The organism is uncultured Alistipes sp. (assembly GCF_949296715.1).
Taxonomy (GTDB): Bacteria; Bacteroidota; Bacteroidia; order Bacteroidales; family Rikenellaceae; genus Alistipes.
Map to the genome: position 1 here is coordinate 19847 of NZ_CASFQD010000037.1, position 20486 is coordinate 40332.

Genomic DNA, 20486 nt, shown 5'->3' on the forward strand with positions numbered 1-20486 from the left:
TTTTTCGCTCCGGCCGCCGCGCCCGGCTCCGCAACAGCAGGCAAACAGACCCGCGCCGCAGGCGGACAGGGCCGCGCAACATGCGGACGGACCCGCGCCGCAGGCGGTGAGGGCCGAAACGCCCCGCACCGCATCGCGGGGCACATCCCGCACGAAAAAGGCCTGCCGGACGGCGGGAATCCGCGGCAAAATCGCTACCTTTGTATCATGGAATCCGCCGAGGAGAAGATATACGCCGCCCTCACCCGCTGGTGGGGCTTTAGGGAGTTCCGCCCCGTGCAGCGGGAGATCATCCTCTCCGTCATGCAGGGGCGCGACACGCTGGCGCTGATGCCCACCGGCGGCGGCAAGTCGCTCACCTACCAGGTGCCGACGATGGCCCGCGACGGACTGGCCGTTGTCGTCACGCCGCTCATCGCCCTGATGAAGGACCAGGTGGACCGCCTGCGCGCGCGGGGCATCCCGGCCGCGGCCATCCACTCGGGGCTCTCGCCGCGGCAGATCGACATCGCGCTGGACAACTGCGTCTACGGCGACGTGAAGTTCCTCTACGTCGCCCCCGAGCGGCTCACCTCGGAGGCCTTCCGCCTGCGCGTCGTGCGCATGAACGTCTCGCTCATCGCCGTCGACGAGGCCCACTGCATCTCGCAGTGGGGCTACGACTTCCGCCCCTCGTACCTGCGCATCGCCGAACTGCGCGAACGCCTGCCGGGCGTCCCGGTACTGGCCCTCACGGCCTCGGCCACCGGACGCGTCGCCGAGGACATCATGCGCCACCTGAAATTTCCCGAAGCACACATCCTGCGCAGCAGCTTCGCGCGGCCCAACCTCTCGTACAGCGTCCGCCGCACGGACGACAAGAACGGCCAGCTGCTGCGCCTCGTGCACAACGTCCCGGGCTCGGGCATCGTCTACGTGCGCACGCGCGAAGCGACGGAGCAGATCGCCGACCTGCTGCGGCAGGAGGGCATCCCGGCCGCGGCCTACCACGGCGGGCTGGGCCACGCCGAGCGGTCGCAGCGCCAGGAGGAGTGGATCGCGGGCCGCGTGCGGGTGATGGTCGCGACCAACGCCTTCGGCATGGGCATCGACAAGCCCGACGTGTGCTTCGTCGTCCACTACTCGATGTGCGACTCGCTCGAAAGCTACTATCAGGAGGCCGGACGCGCCGGGCGCGACGGCGCACGCGCCTATGCCCTGCTGCTCGTCGCGGCCGACGACGGCGAGCGCACGATCCGCCGTTTCGAACAGGAGTTCCCGCCGCTCGAGCGCGTGAAGGATATCTACGAGAAGGTCTGCAACTACCTGCGCATCGGCATCGGCGAGGGAGCCGACGCCACCTTTCTGTTCAACATCCACGACTTCTGCGCCCGCGAGCACCTCTACGCCGGGACGGTCTCCAGCGCCCTGAAGCTCCTCCAGCAGAACGGCTACATGACGCTGACCGACGCGCAGGAGAACCCCGCGCGGGTGATGTTCTGCGTAAGCCGCGACGACCTCTACCGCCTGCGCGTGCAGCGCGACGAGCTCGACCACTTCATCCGCACGCTGCTGCGCCTCTACAACGGCGTCTTCACCGAGTTCCGCCCCATCGACGAGGGCGAGCTGGCGACCTGGAGCGGCTACACCGTCGAGCGGGTCAAGGAGCTGCTCAAGCGGCTGTGGATGCTGCGCGTGATCCGCTACATCCCGTCGAACCGCTCGCCGCTGCTCTTCATGAACGAGGAGCGGCTGCCGCGCGCCGACCTCTATATCGCCCCCGAGACCTACCGGCTGCGGCAGCAGCTCATGCGCGAGCGCTTCGAGCGGATGCTCGCCTACGCCTCGAACGAAGAGGAGTGCCGCAGCACGGTGCTCGAACGCTACTTCGGCACCGAACCGGCCGGGCCGTGCGGCGTCTGCGACATCTGCCTGGCCCGCCGCCGCGCCGCCAAACGGGCCGCCGCGGCAGAAAATGCCTCGACCGGAAGCGCCGGCCCGGCCGCACCACCGTCGGAGCCCGCAGCAACGGCAGGAACCGCCCCGACGGAACACGCCGCAGCGGCCGGAACGTTGCGCACCCGCCTGCTCGAACGGCTGTCGCACGGCGCAGCCGACCCCCGCACACTGGCCGACGAACTGGCCGCCTCGCCCGAACGGATCGCCGAAGCGGCGCGCGAGTTGCTTGCCGAGGGCAAAATCGCCACGGGCAGCAATGGAAAATTGGAAATAATTGCGTAATTTTGCGGGAACCTTCATCCGGATGAGTACCGAAAACCGCTTCACAGACAAGATAAGCAACGAAGAGACCGCGTTGCTCCCCGCCATCGAATTCCAGGGCGAAATCCGCCTTGTCGAGCGCGAACGCGACATCGAAGACGCCTGCCAATACCTCATGCAGCAGCCGATCGTAGGCTTCGACACCGAGACGCGCCCCTCGTTCCAGCAGGGCGTCACCTACCGCGTGTCGCTGTTGCAGCTCTCGTCGGCGGATCGCTGCTACCTCTTCCGGCTCAACAAGATACCGCTCGCGCGGCCCATCCTGCGGCTGCTCGAATCGCGCGAGGTGCTGAAGGTCGGCGCCGACGTGGCCGGCGACCTGCGCTCGCTCCGGCAGCTGCGGCGCTTCCACGACGGCGGGTTCATCGACCTGCAGGCCCTCGCACCCGAATGGGGCATCGGGGAGAAGAGCCTGCGCAAGCTCTCGGCCATCGTGCTGGGCATGCGCGTCTCGAAGGCCCAGCGGTTGAGCAACTGGGAGGCGGCGACGCTCACGCCCAAGCAGCAGCTCTACGCCGCCACCGACGCCTGGGTCTGCACGCAGATCTACGAGCGGCTGCAACACACACCGAAAATCAAATGACAGAAACCATGATACCGCGTATTTACCTGCGCCGCGGCAAGGAGGAGTCGCTCCTGCGCCGTCATCCGTGGATCTTCTCCGGGGCCATCGACTACATCAAGGCCGAGGAGGAGTCCGAGATCGCCGAAGGGGCCCTCGTCGAGGTCTACACCCATGCGGGCGAGTTCATCGCCCGGGGCCACTACCAGATCGGCTCGATCGCCGTGCGCGTACTGTCGTTCGAGCGCGAGCCGGTCGACGGCGCCTGGTGGGAGCAGCGCATCGCCGTGGCGCACGACGTGCGCCGCACGCTGGGGCTCACGCAGAACGCCGCGACGACGTGCTACCGCCTCGTGCACGGCGAGGGCGACTCGCTGCCGGGCCTCGTCGTGGACATCTACGGCACGACGGCCGTCGTCCAGTGCCACTCGGTGGGCATGTACCGCGCCCGCATGGAGATCGCCGCGGCGCTCCGCACGGTCTACGGCGAACGGCTCACGGCCATCTACGACAAGTCGTCGCAGACACTCCCCTACAAGGCCGACACGGGAGCCGTGGACGGCTACCTCTGGGGGCGGGCCGAGCAGCCGCAGCAGGTCGTGCTCGAAAACGGACAGCAGTTCCTCGTCAACTGGGAGCAGGGGCAGAAGACGGGCTTCTTCCTCGACCAGCGCGAGAACCGCGAGCTGGTAAAACGCTATGCGCAGGGACGCACCGTGCTCAACACCTTCTGCTACACGGGCGGCTTCTCGGTCTACGCCCTGGCGGGCGGCGCGAAGGAGGTCTGCTCGGTGGACTCCTCGGAGCGGGCCGTGGCCCTCGCCACGGAGAACATGCGCCTGAACTTCGGCGACGGGGCCCCGCACACCGAGGTGGCGGCCGACGCCGTGGAGTATCTGCGCGACATCGGCGACCGCTACGACCTGATCATCCTCGACCCGCCGGCCTTCGCCAAGCACCACAAGGTGCTCGGCAACGCCATGCAGGGTTACAAGCGCCTCAACGCCCGGGCGTTGTCGCAAATCAGGCCGGGCGGCATCCTCTTCACCTTCTCCTGCTCGCAGGCCGTGTCGAAGGAGCTCTTCCGCACGACGGTCTTCTCGGCCGCGGCGATCGCCGGGCGCAAGGTCCGCATCCTGCACCAGCTGACGCAGCCCGCCGACCACCCGATCAACATCTACCACCCCGAAGGCGAATACCTCAAGGGACTGGTGCTCTACGTCGAGTAGGCACCGGCCGCACACTCCGGACAGAAAAAACCAATCATACGACCAGACATGAGAAAAACCTTGCTGTTACCGCTGCTGACGCTCCTCTGCACGACCCTCTTCGCTCAGGGGCAGAGCCGCATCGAGACCTTCACCGTTCCGAGCACGATCCTCGGCACGGAAAAGACGTGTACGGTCTACCTCCCGGCGGGCTACGACGCCTCGACGGAGCAATACCCCGTGCTCTACCTGCTGCACGGCGCCTACGGATGCCACACCGACTGGACCGAAAAGGGCGACGTACAGCGCATTGCCGACGACGCCATCGCGCAGGGCATGGCCTGCCGGATGATTATCGTCATGCCCGACGCCTCGGGCGAGGGCGAGAACTACGCCGGGCCCCACATGGGATACTTCGACGTGCCGGGCTGGAGCTACGAACGCTTCTTCTTCGAGGAGTTCCTGCCCGCCGTCGAGCAGCACTACCGCATCCGCGGCGACCGCGCACACCGCGCCATCGCGGGTCTCTCGATGGGCGGCGGCGGATCGGCCGCCTACGCCATCAAGCACCCCGGGCTCTTCGGCTCGGCCTGCCCGTTGAGCGGCCTGCTGGACGCCTTCCCCGACGGAAGCAACTACGAGGATGTCTTCGTGCGCTCGGTAGTGGACAACTCGCCCGTCAAGCTGCTGCGCGGGCTCTCCGACGAGCAGCTCGACGCCGTGCGCAACGTGCGCTGGTGGGTGGACTGCGGCGACGACGACTTCCTCTACTCGTGCAACATCCGCTTCTACGCCCTCATGCGCGAGCGCAACGTCCCGCTGCAATACCGCATGCGCGACGGCGGCCACACGTGGCACTACTGGCGCACGGGTCTCGAGCCGATTCTCACCTTCATCTCGCAAGGCTTTGCGGAAGGCGAAAGAAAGTGAAAAGTGAAAGGTAAAAAGTAAGGGGGCAGCCGAGAGGAGACCAGCCGCGAAGGGGCCAGCCGGGATGGAGCCAGCCGGGATGGAGCCAGCCGGGCCGGTGCGGCCGGACTTCCGACGAACCGGACAGCCGAAAAAAAATCATCCGCTCCACCACCCATCCGACCAGCCACCCTGCCGCCACTCCGACAACCACGCCGACAACCACTCGCACTGCCCCACCGGACAAACACTCGCGCCACCCCACCGACAAACAAACGGGAAGCATCCTTTTTCAGGGTGCTTCCCGCTGTTTATGGCATCATTACCCTGTTTTTGACAGAGCGGTCCTTACCGACGGTTCGGCAAAAGGCGCCGCACAACAACAAACACCACACGCGAAAAAGAGTTATCCCCCGGGTCGTCGGCGCCCGCAACCGACGGCAACCGTGTCCGCAACCGGCTCACCGCTGCTACGACACCACACCGCCGCCGCACAAAGCCGCCCCGCCGCACAAAAAAGCCGGGGATGCATCGCGATGCATCCCCGGCCGACAGTCCGCAGGACCGCCGTTATTTGCGGCGTGCGCGCTGCTGGGCCTCCTGCTGGCGCAGGAGCTCTTCGTAGCGCTGCTGGAACTTCGACTTCTTGCCGTTCGACTTGCGGGCCGCATTGGCCTGCATGATGGCCTGGATCTTCGTGTCGTCGACCATGCGGCGGATAATGAGCGTCTGCCCGATGGTCAGCAGGTTCGAGAGCAGGTAGTAGTAGCACAGACCGCTCGAATAGTCGTTGAACCAGAACAGCAGCATGAGCGGCATGAGGTAGAGCATCATGAACTTCATGCCCGCCATCTGGGGCTGCGACGAGGCCGTCTGCTGGTAGCTGTAATAGGAGTAGCCGAAGGTCGAGAGGGCCATCAGCAGGGCGAACAGCGAGACGTGGTCCCCGTAGAAGGGGATCGAGAAGGGCAGGTCCAGCACGCTGTCATACGACGACAGGTCGCCGGCCCAGAGGAACGACTGCCCGCGCAGCTCGATCGACGCCGGGAAGAAGCGGAACATCGCAATCAGAATCGGCATCTGAATCAGCATCGGGATACAGCCGCCCATGGGGTTGATGCCCGCCTTCTTGTAGAGCTCCATGGTGGCCTGCTGCCGCTTCATGGCGTCCTCCTGCTTGGGATACTTCTTGGCCAGCTCGTCGACCTGCGGCTTGATCAGGCGCATCTTCGCCATCGAGACATAGCTCTTGTAGGTCATCGGTGAAATCACCAGACGAACCAGCACCGCCAGGATCAGGATGATGACGCCGAAGCTCGGGATGTAGTTGCGCAGGAAATCGAAGACCGGAATCACGCACCAGCGGTTGATCCAGCCGAAGATGCCCCACCCCAGCGGGATGAGCCGCTCGAGGTAGAGGTCGCCGTCCGCGGCATCCGTATCGCCCACCTTCTTGAGAATCGAGTACTTGTTCGGGCCGAAGTAGAAGGCGAAGTCATACCCCTCGGTCTGCGCCGTGTAGGGCACGGTCATGCGGGCCGAGAAATCCTTGATGTAACCCGAGCCGGGCTGCGCCGTCGTGAAGCCCACGTCGGCGTAGGAGAGGTTCTGCGGCGCGATGAAGACCGACGAGAAATAGTGCTGCTTGAAGGCCACCCAGTTGACCGACGTGGTAATCTCCTTCGAGCGCTCCTCGTCGCTCATGCTCAACTCCTCGATCGAGGACTCGCCCGGGAAGCGATAGGCCACCGTGGTGTACATGTTCTCGTTCTTGAAGCCGCGCTCGTTCTGGTAGGAGCTGTTCGACCAGTCGATGCCGATCGAGGTCTGGTTGGCCATCTCGGCGGCCATGTTCACCAGCCGCACGTCGAAATCGACCAGGTAGTCGCGCGCCGGGGCCTTCGTGTCGTAAATCAGGTACTCGTACTCGAGCGCCGCCGTCTCCGAAATCGGAAGACGCATGCGCACCGCCTTCGCACCGTCGGCCGTCGTCTCCACCGCCGAAGGGGTGAAGACATACTCCATCGTGTTGACCTTGACGTTGTTCAGGCCGTTCTTGACGTAGAACGACAGGTCGAAACGCGCCGTCGCGGGGTCCATCAGCGAAACGGGGATGTTGCGCTCGCCGCGCGGCGCATACTTCGTGTAGTCCTTCAGCAGGACGTCGCGGATCTGTCCGCCGCGCGTCGAGAAGGTCAACGCCATCACGTCGTTCTCGACAACGAACAGCTCCTCTTCGGCGTCGCGTGCCGCGGCGAGGTACTCGCCCAGCGCGGCAACACGGCGCTCACGCGCCGCCTCGGCCGCCTGCACCGGGTCTACGCCGCCCGCGGTCAATGCCACGGAGTCCGCAACGGGGACAACGGGGCGCGTGGCCAGGGCTACCGAATCCTGGTAAGCCTGCCAGGCGGCCATCTCTTCCTGATATTTCTTCTGTTCCTGAGTATTCAAATAGGCGAACCCGAAAAAGAGGAGCGCCACGACGGCAATGCCGATAATCGATTTTTTATCCATTTACGGTTTTTGAGACTCTCTGTTTGCGTGATTATTTCTTCTCCTGTGCGGCCGGGGCACCGGCATGGTCAAGCGCCGCCCGGACAAAGGCCACGAACAGCGGCGAGGGGCTCTCGACGGTGCTCTGGTACTCGGGGTGGTACTGCGTGCCGACGAACCACGGATGGTCCGCAATCTCGATTACCTCGACGAGGTTCGTGTCGGGGTTGACACCCACGGCCTGCATGCCTGCGGCCTCGAACTGCGCGAGGTAGTCGTTGTTGAATTCGTAGCGGTGGCGGTGACGCTCCGAGATGTTGAGCCTGCCGTAGGCCGCGGCGACGCGCGAACCCTTGCGCAGCACGCACGGGTAGGCGCCCAGACGCATCGTGCCGCCCTTGGCCGTGATGCCCTTCTGCTCCTCCATGAGGTCGATGACCGGATGGGGCGTAGGCTCCATCTCGCTCGAGTTGGCATCGGCGATGCCCAGCACGTTGCGGGCGAACTCGATGACGGCACACTGCATGCCGAGGCAGATGCCGAGGAACGGAATCCGGTTCTCTCGGGCATAGCGCACGGCCGTGATCTTGCCCTCGATGCCGCGGTTGCCGAAGCCCGGGGCCACGAGAATGCCCGCCATGCGTCCCAGCTGCTCGGCGACGTTTTCGGGCGTCACCTTCTCCGAGTTGACATAGCGCAGCTTGACCTTGCAGTCATTGACCGCCCCGGCGTGCACGAACGACTCGCAGATCGACTTGTAGGCGTCGGGCAGCTCGGTGTACTTGCCCACCAGCGCGATCTCGATTGTGCGGCCCGGATGCTTGACGCGCTCGACGAAGGCGCTCCAGGCGGCCATGTCGGGCTCCTTCTCCGACGGGAGGTTCAGCTTGTCGAGCACCACCTCGTCCAGATGCTGCTGGTGCATGCGCAGCGGCACCTCGTAGATCGTCGGCACGTCGATCGACTCCATCACGGCATTGGCGTCGACGTTGCAGAAGAGCGCCACCTTGCGCCGCAGGGCCGTCGACAGCGGATGCTCCGTGCGCAGCACGAGAATGTCGGGCTGCAGACCGTTTTCGAGCAGCGCCTTGACGGAGTGCTGCGTGGGCTTGGTCTTCAGCTCGCCCGACGCCGCCATGTAGGGGATCAGCGTCAGGTGCACGAGCGCCGTATTGCGGTAGCCGAGCGAGTAGCGCAGCTGGCGCACCGACTCGATGAAGGGCAGCGACTCGATGTCGCCGACCGTACCGCCGATCTCCGTGATGATGATGTCGTACTTCTTCGTCTGGCCCAGCAGCTGGATGCGGCGCTTGATCTCGTCGGTGATGTGCGGAATCACCTGCACGGTCTTGCCCAGGTATTCGCCCTTGCGCTCCTTCTCGATGACGCTCTTGTAGATGCGGCCCGTCGTGACGTTGTTCGCCTTCGAGGTCGGGTGGTTCGTGAAGCGCTCGTAGTGGCCCAGGTCGAGGTCCGTCTCGGCGCCGTCCTCCGTCACGTAGCACTCGCCGTGCTCGTAGGGGTTGAGCGTTCCGGGGTCGACGTTGATGTAGGGGTCGAGTTTCTGAATCGTCACCGTATAGCCGCGCGCCTGCAGCAGCCGTGCGATCGAGGCAGAAATGATACCCTTGCCGAGCGACGAGGCCACACCGCCCGTCACGAATATGTACTTGGGTTTGGTAATTTTCATGATTGCCGTATGTTTATTTTTCGTTGTTCTCTGTCGGATTCTCCCCGGCGGCCTGCCGGTCGATGAGCTTCACCTTCTCGATCGTCGCGGCCATCTCCTCACGGGCGCGGTCGATCTTGGCACGCACGTCGGCCACGAGCGTCTCGGCGTTCTTCGACTTGGCGAAGAAGCCGATGTTGTTCTCCAGCAGGGCGATCTCCTGCTCGAGCTGCCGCACCTTGTTGTAGAGGCGCTCGCGCTCCGAGCGCAGGCGACGGTCGCCCGAGGCCTTGAGCGTCGAGACCTTCTCGCGGAAGCGGCTCATCGAACGGTCGCGCTCCGAACCGCGCAGCACGCTGAAGAGCGCATCGACGGCCGCCTTGTAACGCTTCTGTATGGCCTCCTTCTGCCTGATGGGCACGAAGCCGATCTCGCCCCAGCGGCGCTGGAAGTCGCGGATCACCTCGTAGCCGCCGGCCCTGACGTCGGCCGCAGCCATCTCGTCGAGCAGCGCCAGCTTGCGGCGCAGGTTCTCCTCCTGCTCGCCGTCCACCGAGGCGAAATGGGCGCTCTTGCGCTCGAAGAAGCGGTCGCAGGCCGCACGAAAACGCTTCCACACGGCATCCGAATGGCGGCGCGACACGGCGCCGATCTGCTTCCAGCGCGCCTGCAGGGCGATCAGCTCGTCGGTGGTCTTCTTCCACTCCTCGCTGTTCACGAGCGACTCGGCCGCCTCGCAGATCTCGGTCTTCAGCTGCAGGTTGTGCTCCATCTCGGTCTTCACGTCGGCATAGAACTGGCGCTTGGCCTCGAAGAAGCGGTCGCACGCCGTGCGGAAGCGTTCGTAGATGCGGTTGTTATCCTTCTTGGGCGCGAAGCCGATGGTCTTCCACGTCTTCTGTATCTCGAGCAGCCGCTCGCTGGCGCGGTTCCACTCCTTGCGCGTGGTGAGCGGTTGTGCGGAGAGCTCCTCGGTCGCCACGCAGAGCTGCGTCTTGAGCTCGAGGTTGCGCACCTGCTCGGCCTTCAGTGCCTCGAAATGCTCCTGATGGGCCTTGTTGATGCGGCTCGACGCCGCCTTGAAACGCTCCCAGAGCGCCTCCTTGAACTCGTTGGCCACGGGGCCCGTCTCACGCCACTCGTCGTGGAGCTTCTGCAGCTTGTGGAACGCATCGACGACCGACGGCTCGAGCAGCAGCGCCTCGGCCTGCTCGCAGAGCGCGACCTTCTGCTCGTAGTTCTTCTTCAGGTCCAGGTCACGCAGCTCCTTGTTGATCTTGATGAAGTTGTAGAAGTTCTCCACGTGCAGGTTGTAGGTCTCCCACAGGTCCTTGACATACTGCTGCGGCACGATGCCGGTCTCCTTCCAGCGCTGCTGCAGCTCACGGAACTTCGTGAAGGTGTTGTTGATTGTCTCGTCCGAGTTGACCAGCTCCTTGAGCTCCTCGATGATGCCGAGCTTGATTTTGTAGTTGGCCTCCTTCTCGGCCTCGAGGTTGGCGATGAAGATATCGCGGCGATGGCGGTATTCGCGGAAGAGCTCCTTGAGCTGCACCTCCGCGCCGTCGACCGGCGGGGTGAACTCCTCCTCGGCGCCCCCTTCCTCGATGAAGCGGCGGCGTGCGGCCTCGACCTCGGCGCGGCGCAGGCGGTAGAAGGCAATCTTCAGCGCCTCGACATCGCGGCGCAGCGACTGCACGGGCTGCTCCTCGAGCATCCGGGCGAACAGCGCCACGAGCTCCTCCTTGCCCTTGCCCGCGAACTTGTCCTCCGCGGCCGTCGCAAGATCGGCCTCGGCCTCCTCTTCGGCCGTCTCCTCGCCTATCTCCAGCCCGGCGCTCCGGGCGGCCAGTTCGGCCTCCTCGTCCGAGAAATCGACCTGCGGCTCCATCACCGGCTCGTCGTCGCTCTCGACGGCCACGGCTTCCGCCTGGATGCGCGCCCTCCGGGCACGCGGAGCGGCGCCTTCGGCGGCAGGAGCCTCGGCAGGCGTCTGCGCAGGGGCATTCTCCGCGGGGGCTGTCTCCGCAGGAGCCTGCACGGATTCGGGTTCGGACGCCGGCTGCGGTGCAGCGGGTGTTTCGGGTTCAAGGGTCACGGCGGAAGTCGCCTGCACATCTTCAGCCACGGGGCTGACTTGCTCCTCGGGAGCAGGAAGTGTCGATTTTTCAGTAGCCATCGCAGTACTCGTTTTAGGTCCCGCGGATGCGGGAGTACATGAATCCCGCAAATATACTCATTTTTCCGGTGCCGCCGAACGATTTAGCGGGAAATTTGCTATCTTCGCGGAAGAATCGGGGAGTGCGCCGCCGCCACGGCCCGCACACCCGCCCCACCGAACCCGAAACCGAACCGATGAGCCACCGCATCCTGCTGGTCGACGACGAAGTCGACATCCTCGAATTCGTGCGCTACAACCTCGTGCGCGAGGGTTACGAGGTCTTCACCGCGGAGAACGGCGCCGAGGCGCTGAAGATTGCCGCCGCGTGCCGTCCGCACCTGATTCTGCTCGACATGATGATGCCCGTGATGGACGGGGCCGAAACGTGCCGCGCAATCCGCCGCGACCCGGTGCTCAAGGATACGATGGTGGTCTTCCTCTCGGCGCTGGGCGAGGAGGAGCAGCAGCTCACGGGATTCGGCGTCGGCGCGGACGACTACCTGACCAAGCCCATCAAGATGAAGCTGCTCGTCAGCCGCGTGCAGGCCATCCTCAAGCGCATCGACGCCGACGGCGCTGAAGCGCAGCCGGCAAAGGCGGATGCCGCAGCCCCGCAAAAACCCGGGACGCACGCCGCCGCGCAGGGAATCACAATCGACCGCGAACGCTACACGGTGGTGTGCGACGGGCGCGAGATTGTCCTGCCGCGCAAGGAGTTCGCCCTGCTGGAACTGCTGTGCTCGTCACCGGGCAAGCTCATCACGCGCGAGGAGATCTACTCGCGCATCTGGGGCAGCGACGTCGTGGTGGGCGACCGCACGATCGACGTCCACATCCGCAAGCTGCGGCAGAAGATCGGCGACCGCCGCATCGTGACGGTCAAGGGCGTAGGATACAAATACGAGCCGTAAGCGGCGGGATCATTTGTATATGCGACTGCCGGCCGTGGAACCGGCACCGGGACAGGAACCGTACCGGACAGGAACCGCACCGGACAGGAACCGGCACCGGGACAGGGACCGCACCGGACAGGAGCATGCGGCATCTCCCCCGGAAGCCGCAGCAGACACCCGCTCTTACGGAAACTTCAACTGCGGAACCTCCGTCCGAAATCCGCCTGCCGCAGCCGCAGGTCACAAACTGGAAGGCAAAAGGCCCGATTCGGACAAAATATCCTCGCAAAACAACAGAAAACATAACAGATCGCAATCATTTTTTGCGTAAATTTGCATATTTCCAAAATAAATCATATATTTAACTTATGATTCGTGAACTTTTGGCCGTAGGCGTGGGCGGAGCGCTCGGAAGCGTCTGCCGCTATGCACTCTCCTACGGTCTGCTGGCCGGGCAGCTGCTGTTCGGATTTCCGGCGGGGACCTTCACGGTCAACGCCGCAGGATCGCTGCTCATCGGCATTCTGCTCGAGGCGCTCGACTCGCAGACGGCGTCGTGGCTGCTCGTCGTGGGATTCTGCGGTGGCTTCACGACCTTTTCGACCTTCTCGGCCGACGTCCTGCGGTTCCTCCGGAGCGAATGCTACGGACCGGCGTTGCTTTATGTCGTCGCAAGCGTGGCGGTCTGCATCGCCTTTGCGGCGCTGGGCATGTGGATAGGAACACTATTGAAAAATTAAACAAGATAGGACTATGGTAATTATGGTATTGAACTGCGGTTCGTCGTCGATCAAGTATCAGGTCATCGACATGGAAGCCGCATCGAGCAAACTGCTCGCAAAAGGTCTCGTGGAGCGCATCGGCCTCCCGGAGGGCGACCTCACGCACAAGCCCGTCGGCAAGGAGCCGTTCGAGGTGCACCAGCCCATTCCCGACCACACGACCGGCATCAGCCTCGTGCTGAAGGCCCTGACGGACCCCGTGCACGGCGTGATCTCGTCGCTCGACGAGGTGAAGGCCGTCGGTCACCGCGTGGCCCACGGCGGCGAGTTCTTCCCGGCCAGCTGCCTCGTCGACGAGGAGGTGAAGGCCAAGATCCGCTCGCTGTTCGAAATCGCCCCGCTGCACAACCCCGCCAACCTCGAGGGCGTGCTCTCGATCGAGAAGGTGCTGCCCGGCGTGCCGCAGGTCACCGTCTTCGACACGTCGTTCCACCAGACGCTCCCCGCCACCAACTACATGTACGCCCTGCCCTACGCCTACTACGAGAAGTACCGCGTGCGCAAGTACGGCTTCCACGGCACGAGCCACAAGTTCGTGGCACGCGTCGGCGCGGAACTCGCCGGCCTCGACTTCGAGCACTCGAAGATCATCACCTGCCACATCGGCAACGGCGGTTCGGTGACGGCCGTGCTCAACGGCAAGTCGTTCGACACGTCGATGGGCTTCTCGCCGCTCGACGGCCTGGTGATGGGCACGCGCTGCGGCCAGGTGGACGCCAGCGCCGTGACCTTCATCGGCGAGAAGGAGGGCATGAGCTACGCCGAACTGAACGCCATGATGAACAAGCAGTCGGGCGTACAGGGCCTGACGGGCCTCTCGAGCGACATGCGCGACATCGACCGCGCCTATGACGAGGGCAACCCGCGCGCCATCATGGCCCGCGACATGTACTACAACCGCGTCAAGAAGTTCGTGGGCGAATATGCCGCCGAGATGGGCGGTGTCGACCTGATCGTCTTCACGGGCGGCGTGGGCGAAAATTCGAGCGACCTGCGCGAGACGGTCTGCTCGGGCCTGGAGTTCATGGGCGTGAAGTTCGACCGCGAGGCCAACCGGGGCGTGCGTGGCGTCGACAAGATACTCTCGGCACCCGATTCGAAGGTCAAGGTCGCCGTCATCGCCACGAACGAGGAGCTGGTCATCGCCACGGATACCTACAACCTCGTAAAATAAGGATTCCCAACGACAAAACACAAACCTAACAACGAAAGATTATGATTCAGCATCTTACTGAAATCGTCGAAGAGGCGAGAAAGAAAGGCAAAAAACGTCTGGCCGTAGCCTACGGGCAGGATTCGCACACGCTGGCCGCCGTCTACGAGGCTTACAAGGAGGGGCTGGTGGAGCCGACGCTCTACGGCGACAAGGAGGTCATCGAGCAGGTCTGCGAAGAGAACAACATCGACATCAAGGCATTCAACATCGTCAACGAGCCCAATGACGTGAAGTGCGTGCAGCAGGCCGTGGCCGCCGTCGTGGCAGGCAATGCGGACGTGCTGATGAAGGGTCTGGTCTCGACGGACAAGTACATGCGCGGCATTCTGAACAAGGATGCGGGCCTCTTCCCGCCGAAGGGCGTGTTGAGCCACGTGTCGATCGTCGAGATGCCCTGCTACCACAAGCTGCTCGTCATCTCGGACGTGGCCGTCATTCCGCTGCCGGACTTCAAGCAGAAGATGAAGCAGATCGGCTACCTGGCCCAGACGGCCGGACTGCTGGGCATCAAATGCCCGAAGATCGCCTGCATCGCCCCGTCGGAGCAGCTGCTTCCGAACGTGATCTCCTCGACCGAGGGCGCCCTGCTGGCCAAGATGGGCGACCGCGGACAGCTGGGCAACGTCGTCGTCGACGGACCGCTGTCGCTCGACGTGGCGCTCTACAAGGAGGTGGCCGAGCACAAGAAGGTCAAGGGTTCGTCCGTAGCGGGCGATCCGGACTGCCTGCTCTTCCCGAACCTCGAGTCGGCCAACGTCTTCTTCAAGTCGGTGACGCACCTCTGCGGCGGAGAGCTGGCCGCCATGGTCGTCGGCACGAAGGTACCGTGCGTGCTTACGTCGCGCGGTGACACGAGCAAGACCAAACTCTTCTCGATCGCTCTGGCCTGCCTGGCCGTAAAATAATTCGCCACCCGGAAACTGCTAACTGATTTTTCAAAAGAACCGAGAATCTTATGAGCTACATCGTACTGGCAATAAATCCCGGCTCAACATCCACGAAGGTCGCCCTCTATGAAGAGGAGCGACCTTTGTTGGAATTGTCGCTGTCGCACCCCACGGAAGAACTTGCCCGCTTCGCAAACGTCATCGACCAGCTCGACTGGCGCAGAGGACTGATCCTTCAGGCGCTGCGCGACCACGAATTCGACATCCACAAGCTCTCGGCCGTCATCGGCCGCGGCGGACTGATCCGACCCGTACCGGCGGGGGTCTACGAGGTCAATTCGCGCATGCGCTACGACCTGTGCAACGCCCAGATGAAACACGCCTGCAACCTGGGCGGCCTGCTGGCGGCACAGATCGCCCACATGGCCGGTCCCGGCATCAAGGCCTACATCGCCGATCCTCCGGTGGTCGACGAGATGGACGACACGGCGCGTGTCACGGGCATGCCGATGTGCCAGCGCAAGCCGATCTTCCACGCCCTGAACCAGAAGGCCACGGCCCGTCTGCACTGCGAGCGCACGGGACTGGTCTACGAGCAGTCGAACCTCATCGTGGCGCACATGGGCGGCGGCATCTCGGTGGCGGCACACCGCCAGGGCCGTGTCGTCGACGTGAACAACGCCCTCGACGGCGACGGCCCCTTCGCTCCGGACCGCGCCGGAAGCATTCCGTCGAGCGAACTGATCAAGATCTGCTTCTCGGGACAGTACACGCGCGAGGAGCTGCTGAAGTATGTATCGAGCAAGGGCGGTCTGGTGGCCTACCTGGGCACGAACTCCGTCATGGAGGTGATGAAGCGCATCAAGGAGGGCGACAACCGCGCCCGCATGATGCTCGACGCCATGTGCTACAATGTCTCGAAACAGATCGGCGCCATGGCTGCGGCGCTTTCGGGCAAGGTTGACGGCATCGTCCTCACGGGCGGTATCTCCTACAACGAGCCCGTCGTGGAGTACATCCGCGAGCACTGCGGCTTCATCGCCCCGATTACGGTCTACCCGGGCGAGAACGAACTGGAGGCACTCGTGAAGAATGCCCTGGTGGTTCTGCACGGCGTCATCACACCGAAGGTCTACAAATAGCCGGAAGAGAAACCGGGCTCTTCCCGGCGGAAGGCCGGAGTGAAAACGAACAGGTCGCCTATCGACGGGCGACCTGTTTCCTTATGATGGCTGCAACTTCGGCAAAGGCCTCGAGCCGGAAGAGCGCCGAGAGCGCCACGTAAGCCAGCATTCCCGCCGCCACCTCGGCCATGAGCCGCAGCAGCGGGCCGCCCGGCACCGCGGCGGCCACGAGCAGCACCGTGCCGTACATCGCCGCCGAGACCGCCGCAACGGGCAGGAGCGTGCGCACGAAGCCGCCCCAGCCGTAGGAGGTGAAACGCCGCGACGCCGCGAAGTTGACGACCGCCTCGCAGACCGAGATCGCAACGAGGCCCCAGACCACGGCCATGACGCTGCGGGGGATCGTCAGGGCGAAGATCACCGTCATGAGCACCTTCTTGAGCACCTCGATGCGCAGGATGATGCGGCCGTCGCTGCGGACCTTCAGGACATTGAGCGAGATCATCGACAGCGGGTAGAAGAGCCCCACCAGACAGATCGCCTCGAAATAGGGCACCGTGGGCATCCACTTCTCGCCCAGCAGGGCGAAGAGGTCGGGGGCTACGGCCGACAGCCCGAGCATCATCGGGAACATGGCGTAGGCCACGACCATGATGATCTGACGGTAGCTCTCGGCGAACTTCGCATCGTCGCCGTTGATTTTGGAAAGGGCCGGGAAGATGACCCCCTGCACGGCCATGACGGTCGACGTGACGGGCGAATCCTTGAGTTTCTGCGCCTGGTCGAAGTAGGCCAGCGTGTTGGTTCCGGCATAGAGGCGCCCGATGAAGAACTGCGGGAGCTTCGTATAGAGGGCCGAGATGAGGTCCGTGCCCATGAGGCGGAAGCTGTTGGGCGCCATTTCGCGCAGCGCCGCCCGGCTGAAGGGCGCCGCGGGGCGCCAGTCGCTGACCCACCACAGCAGGGCGGCCCGCACGCCGACGAGCAGCACGCGCTGCGCGACGATGCTCCACAGCCCGGCGCCGGCGAGTGCCAGCGCCACGGCCGCAAAACCGCTGACGGCCGTCGCCGCGAAGGTCACCTTCGAGAGCAGGGCGAAGCGGAACTGCCGAGCGAAGATCGTGTTCTGCACCGAGCAGAAGGCCGTCATCGGGAGCAGCAGGAAGAAGACCGGCGCCACGCGCCGGAAGTCGGGCTGCCCGTAAAACTCCGCCACCCAGGGCGACACGGCCACGAGCAGCAGGTAGAGCGCCGCGGCAACCGCGAGGTTGAAGACGAAGACCGACTTGTAGTCCTCGGGGCGGGGCGCGGCCTTGCGGATGAGCACCTGCGAGAAGCCGCTGTCGACGATCACCAGCGCCACGACCGAGAAGGCCGTGAGCATGGCCACGTCGTTGTAGCAGCCCGGGCCGAGCAGGCGCAGCAGCACGAGGCTCACGCCGAGCTGGAGAAGCGTCGATCCGACCTTCTCCGCGAGGCTCCAGGCCACGCCGCTCGCCACCTTCTCCTTGAGTTCGCCCTGCACGCCGCCGACGGGTATTTTCTATCGGTTGTTCTGCCGGTTGTCCTGTGCCGTGATCTCGGCGTTGCGGCGGCGGATGCTGCGCACGTTGGCGATCTCGACATACGATGCGCCGCCGTCGGGTCCGAAGCTGCCGCCCACGATGGCCAGCAGGTCTTCGTCGTCGAGCTTGCGGTACTGGTCGATGAACTCCAGCGCGTCGACCAGGAAGTGGTAGCGGTCGCTCACCTTCTGCGTGCGCAGGATGGCCACGACGCCGTAGGAGAGGGCCAGGATGCGCTGCGCATGGAGCTGGTAGCAGACGGCCATCACGGTCTTGCGGCCGCGGAATGCCGCCACGTAGCGGCCCGTGCGGCCCGTCTTCGTGTCGAGCACGACGTACTTGATCGGCAGGTTCGTCGAGGCGCGCACGGCCGAGCGGGCCAGCTGCGCCGTGATCTCGTGGTTCACCGAGACCATGTCCATGTCGATCATCGGCTTGAAGTGGCTCTCGTCGCGCTCGATCTCGCGGGCGATGCGCGACATGGTCTCGACCGACTCCACGGGATAGTCGCCCATGGCGGTCTCGTCGCTCAACATCACGGCATCGACGCGCTCGTAGATGGCGCTGGCCACGTCGCTCACCTCGGCGCGTGTCGGGCGCGGCGACTTGACCATCGAATAGAGCATCTGCGTGGCGATGATCACGGGGCGCTTCGCACAGATGCACTTCTCGACGATGCGGCGCTGCGTGTTGGGAATCGCCTCGGCAGGCAGCTCGACGCCGAGGTCGCCGCGCGCCACCATGATGCCGTAGGAGGCCTCGATGATCTCGTCGATGTTGTCCAGACCCTCCTGGTTCTCGATCTTCGAGATGATCTTGATCGGGCTGCCGTGGGCGTCGAGAATATCCTGCACGGCCTTCACGTCGCGCGCCGAGCGGACGAACGAGTGCGCGATGAAGTCGACGTCGTTGCGCACGGCCCACTCGATGAAGCGGCGGTCCTTTTCGGTCACCGAGGGCAGGTCGATCGAGACGCCCGGCACGTTGACGCTCTTGCGCGAGCGCAGGGCTCCGCCGACGAGAAATTCGCACGTGAGCTCCGTGTCGTTCTTCTCCACGACGCGGATTTCGAGTTCGCCGTCGGCGATGAGCATGCGCGCCCCGACGGGGATGTCGCGCACGATCGACGGCACGTTCATGTAGATCACCTTGCGCGTGGAGAGGTCGCTGCCGTCCGAGCCGCGCACCGTGACACGGTCGCCCGCGGCGAAACGGATGCTGTTGCCGTACTCCTCGGCGATCGTCGTGACGCGGATTTCCGGTCCCTTTGTATCGATCATGATCGGAATGGCGGGATTGACCCGGTGCACGGTCTCGACGATGTGCGTGGCACCCTCTTCGGAGACGTGCGCCGAATTGATGCGCACGACATCCATGCCGGCATCGAACAGTTTGGCGACGAACTCCTCCGTGCAACGGAAATCCGACATCGTTGCGACGATCTTGGTTTTTTTCATTCTGTACATAACGTATAGGCTTGATTTGTTTGTTCTCTCTGACACGCCGGCCCCGCTTTTCCGCCCGGCCGTCCGCAGGAGCACACTCCTGCAAAATCCGCTCCGCCGTTTACTGGGCGCGTTCCGAAAAAAAATGTTCCGCCTTTCACAGGCTCCGGCTGCACCCGCTCCGCCGTTCACACGTCCCCGGGCAGCACCCGCTCACCGTTCGCGTCCCGAGACATCCGCGCTGTCCCGTTCTCATTCCGGCAAGATCCGCTCCGCCGTCCATACGCCCCACCCGGCCGAATCCGCTCCGCACCGGATGCTGCCGTCACGACCGCGCTGCGTTCCGGAGCCGCAGCGCCTCGACGCCGAGGCGGTAGGAGTCGAGACCGAAGCCCATGATCGAACCCACGGCCACGGGCGCGAGCAGCGAGACGTGGCGGAACTCCTCGCGGGCGAGGATCGAGGAGATGTGCACCTCGACGACCGGCACCGACACGGCCGACACGGCATCGCGCAGCGCCACCGAGGTGTGGGTGTAGCCGCCGGCATTGAGCACCACGCCGTCGACCGAGCCGTCGGCCTGCTGCACGGCGTCGATCAGCTCCCCTTCGATGTTGGACTGGAAAAAGGTGAATTCCACCTCGGGAAAAGCAGCGCGCAGCTCGGCGAAATAATCGCCGAAGGTCCGCGTGCCGTAGACCCCCGTATCGCGCCGTCCCTGCAGATTGAGGTTCGGGCCGTTGACTATCAATATCTTCATAATACGGATCAGGACCAGTCCGCACGGGGCGGGCTGCATGTCAAATGCAAAGATACGCATATTTCGAGAATTTTTCGATACCTTTGCGTGAAATCGCACCGCATGACAGAATTCGGATTCATAGACCGCATCCGCACGCTCTTCGCCGCACTGCCCGACAACGGGTTCGAGGGCATCGGCGACGACTGCGCTGTGCTGCCCATCGGAAGGAACGCCGACGGAGAGGAGGAGGTGCTGCTCTTCACCGCGGACCTGCTCACCGAAGGGGTGCACTTCCTGCGCCACGCCACCCCGGCCCGCGAGCTGGGCCGCAAGGCGCTGGCGGTGAATTTGAGCGACATCGCCGCCATGGGCGGGCGCCCCGTCGCGACGCTGCTCTCGATCGCCCTGCCGCGCGACGCCGCCGGAACGTGGGCCGAGGAGTTCATGGAGGGATACCGGGAGCTCTCGGAGCGGTACGCCACGGCGCTTGTCGGCGGCGACACGACCCGTTCCGAAAGCGGCATCACGGTCAACGTCACGGCCATCGGCCGGGCCCCGGCCGCGCACGTCA

Annotated in this window: 16 protein-coding genes; 10 read left to right on the forward strand and 6 right to left on the reverse strand. The window is 64.3% G+C overall.

Translation table 11 applies throughout. The annotated features are described in order from the left end of the window. Positions 1-207 precede the first annotated feature (207 nt). Genes Q1Y33_RS05480 through Q1Y33_RS05495 form a run of 4 tightly spaced genes read left to right on the forward strand, consistent with a single transcriptional unit; the run spans position 208 to position 4959 of the window. A complete protein-coding gene (locus tag Q1Y33_RS05480) occupies positions 208-2220 on the forward strand; it encodes an ATP-dependent DNA helicase RecQ (RefSeq protein ID WP_300798736.1) in 2013 nt (670 codons plus the stop codon). Positions 2221-2242: 22 nt separating this feature from the next. Next, the gene (locus Q1Y33_RS05485) at positions 2243-2842 is read left to right on the forward strand and encodes a 3'-5' exonuclease (RefSeq protein ID WP_300798737.1); all 600 of its coding nucleotides are present in this window, start codon (positions 2243-2245) and stop codon (positions 2840-2842) included. Positions 2843-2850: 8 nt separating this feature from the next. After that, positions 2851-4050 (forward strand): class I SAM-dependent rRNA methyltransferase, encoded by a 1200-nt coding sequence (locus tag Q1Y33_RS05490; protein ID WP_300798738.1) that lies wholly within the window; start codon positions 2851-2853, stop codon positions 4048-4050. A gap of 48 nt (positions 4051-4098) precedes the next feature. Further along, the gene (locus tag Q1Y33_RS05495) at positions 4099-4959 is read left to right on the forward strand and encodes an alpha/beta hydrolase family protein (RefSeq protein WP_300798739.1); all 861 of its coding nucleotides are present in this window, start codon (positions 4099-4101) and stop codon (positions 4957-4959) included. A gap of 549 nt (positions 4960-5508) precedes the next feature. Here the strand turns inward: Q1Y33_RS05495 and yidC are convergent. The 3 genes from yidC to Q1Y33_RS05510 are packed head-to-tail and all read right to left on the reverse strand — an operon-like array spanning position 5509 to position 11279. Then, a complete protein-coding gene (gene yidC, locus Q1Y33_RS05500) occupies positions 5509-7452 on the reverse strand; it encodes a membrane protein insertase YidC (protein WP_300798740.1) in 1944 nt (647 codons plus the stop codon). Between the two features lie 31 nt (positions 7453-7483). Further along, on the reverse strand, positions 7484-9121 hold the full coding sequence (locus Q1Y33_RS05505; RefSeq protein ID WP_300798741.1) for a CTP synthase: 1638 nt from the start codon (positions 9119-9121) through the stop codon (positions 7484-7486). A 13-nt stretch (positions 9122-9134) separates the two neighbouring features. Beyond that, positions 9135-11279: a DUF349 domain-containing protein gene (locus Q1Y33_RS05510; protein ID WP_300798742.1), complete on the reverse strand. Its 2145-nt coding sequence runs from the start codon at positions 11277-11279 to the stop codon at positions 9135-9137. A 176-nt stretch (positions 11280-11455) separates the two neighbouring features. Between Q1Y33_RS05510 and Q1Y33_RS05515 the strand changes: the two genes are divergently transcribed. The 5 genes from Q1Y33_RS05515 to buk all read left to right on the forward strand — a co-directional run bounded on the left by Q1Y33_RS05515 (position 11456) and on the right by buk (position 16181). Further along, entirely contained in the window at positions 11456-12172 is a 717-nt protein-coding gene (locus Q1Y33_RS05515; protein WP_300798743.1) for a response regulator transcription factor, read from the forward strand. A 350-nt stretch (positions 12173-12522) separates the two neighbouring features. Next, positions 12523-12894: a fluoride efflux transporter CrcB gene (gene crcB, locus Q1Y33_RS05520; RefSeq protein ID WP_300798744.1), complete on the forward strand. Its 372-nt coding sequence runs from the start codon at positions 12523-12525 to the stop codon at positions 12892-12894. Between the two features lie 13 nt (positions 12895-12907). Continuing rightward, the gene (locus tag Q1Y33_RS05525) at positions 12908-14110 is read left to right on the forward strand and encodes an acetate kinase (protein ID WP_300798745.1); all 1203 of its coding nucleotides are present in this window, start codon (positions 12908-12910) and stop codon (positions 14108-14110) included. 41 nt (positions 14111-14151) lie between these two features. Then, positions 14152-15057, forward strand: a complete 906-nt coding sequence (locus Q1Y33_RS05530) for a phosphate acyltransferase (RefSeq protein WP_300798746.1) — start codon at positions 14152-14154, stop codon at positions 15055-15057. A 50-nt stretch (positions 15058-15107) separates the two neighbouring features. Next, complete coding sequence (gene buk / locus Q1Y33_RS05535) at positions 15108-16181, forward strand: butyrate kinase (RefSeq protein ID WP_300798747.1); 1074 nt, start codon at positions 15108-15110, stop codon at positions 16179-16181. Positions 16182-16239: 58 nt separating this feature from the next. Here the strand turns inward: buk and Q1Y33_RS05540 are convergent, their stop codons facing one another. The 3 genes from Q1Y33_RS05540 to aroQ all read right to left on the reverse strand — a co-directional run bounded on the left by Q1Y33_RS05540 (position 16240) and on the right by aroQ (position 19933). Next, positions 16240-17688: a lipopolysaccharide biosynthesis protein gene (locus tag Q1Y33_RS05540; RefSeq protein ID WP_300798748.1), complete on the reverse strand. Its 1449-nt coding sequence runs from the start codon at positions 17686-17688 to the stop codon at positions 16240-16242. A gap of 18 nt (positions 17689-17706) precedes the next feature. Next, positions 17707-19194: a pyruvate kinase gene (pyk, locus tag Q1Y33_RS05545; RefSeq protein WP_300798749.1), complete on the reverse strand. Its 1488-nt coding sequence runs from the start codon at positions 19192-19194 to the stop codon at positions 17707-17709. A 304-nt stretch (positions 19195-19498) separates the two neighbouring features. Next, positions 19499-19933, reverse strand: a complete 435-nt coding sequence (gene aroQ / locus Q1Y33_RS05550) for a type II 3-dehydroquinate dehydratase (RefSeq protein ID WP_300798753.1) — start codon at positions 19931-19933, stop codon at positions 19499-19501. 102 nt (positions 19934-20035) lie between these two features. On the opposite strand from aroQ, the gene Q1Y33_RS05555 reads away from it, so the two are divergent. Then, positions 20036-20486 (forward strand): thiamine-phosphate kinase (locus Q1Y33_RS05555; RefSeq protein WP_300798750.1); only part of this gene is annotated, 451 nt, incomplete at its 3' end.

Coding starts and splice junctions, on each gene's coding strand:
- Q1Y33_RS05515 (WP_300798743.1), top strand. CDS start 11,456: ATGAGCCACCGCATCCTGCTGGTCGACGACGAAGTCGACATCCTCGAA.
- aroQ (WP_300798753.1), bottom strand. CDS start 19,933: ATGAAGATATTGATAGTCAACGGCCCGAACCTCAATCTGCAGGGACGG.
- pyk (WP_300798749.1), bottom strand. CDS start 19,194: ATGTACAGAATGAAAAAAACCAAGATCGTCGCAACGATGTCGGATTTC.
- Q1Y33_RS05495 (WP_300798739.1), top strand. CDS start 4,099: ATGAGAAAAACCTTGCTGTTACCGCTGCTGACGCTCCTCTGCACGACC.
- yidC (WP_300798740.1), bottom strand. CDS start 7,452: ATGGATAAAAAATCGATTATCGGCATTGCCGTCGTGGCGCTCCTCTTT.
- Q1Y33_RS05510 (WP_300798742.1), bottom strand. CDS start 11,279: ATGGCTACTGAAAAATCGACACTTCCTGCTCCCGAGGAGCAAGTCAGC.
- Q1Y33_RS05490 (WP_300798738.1), top strand. CDS start 2,851: ATGATACCGCGTATTTACCTGCGCCGCGGCAAGGAGGAGTCGCTCCTG.
- Q1Y33_RS05525 (WP_300798745.1), top strand. CDS start 12,908: ATGGTAATTATGGTATTGAACTGCGGTTCGTCGTCGATCAAGTATCAG.
- crcB (WP_300798744.1), top strand. CDS start 12,523: ATGATTCGTGAACTTTTGGCCGTAGGCGTGGGCGGAGCGCTCGGAAGC.
- buk (WP_300798747.1), top strand. CDS start 15,108: ATGAGCTACATCGTACTGGCAATAAATCCCGGCTCAACATCCACGAAG.
- Q1Y33_RS05530 (WP_300798746.1), top strand. CDS start 14,152: ATGATTCAGCATCTTACTGAAATCGTCGAAGAGGCGAGAAAGAAAGGC.
- Q1Y33_RS05485 (WP_300798737.1), top strand. CDS start 2,243: ATGAGTACCGAAAACCGCTTCACAGACAAGATAAGCAACGAAGAGACC.
- Q1Y33_RS05505 (WP_300798741.1), bottom strand. CDS start 9,121: ATGAAAATTACCAAACCCAAGTACATATTCGTGACGGGCGGTGTGGCC.
- Q1Y33_RS05480 (WP_300798736.1), top strand. CDS start 208: ATGGAATCCGCCGAGGAGAAGATATACGCCGCCCTCACCCGCTGGTGG.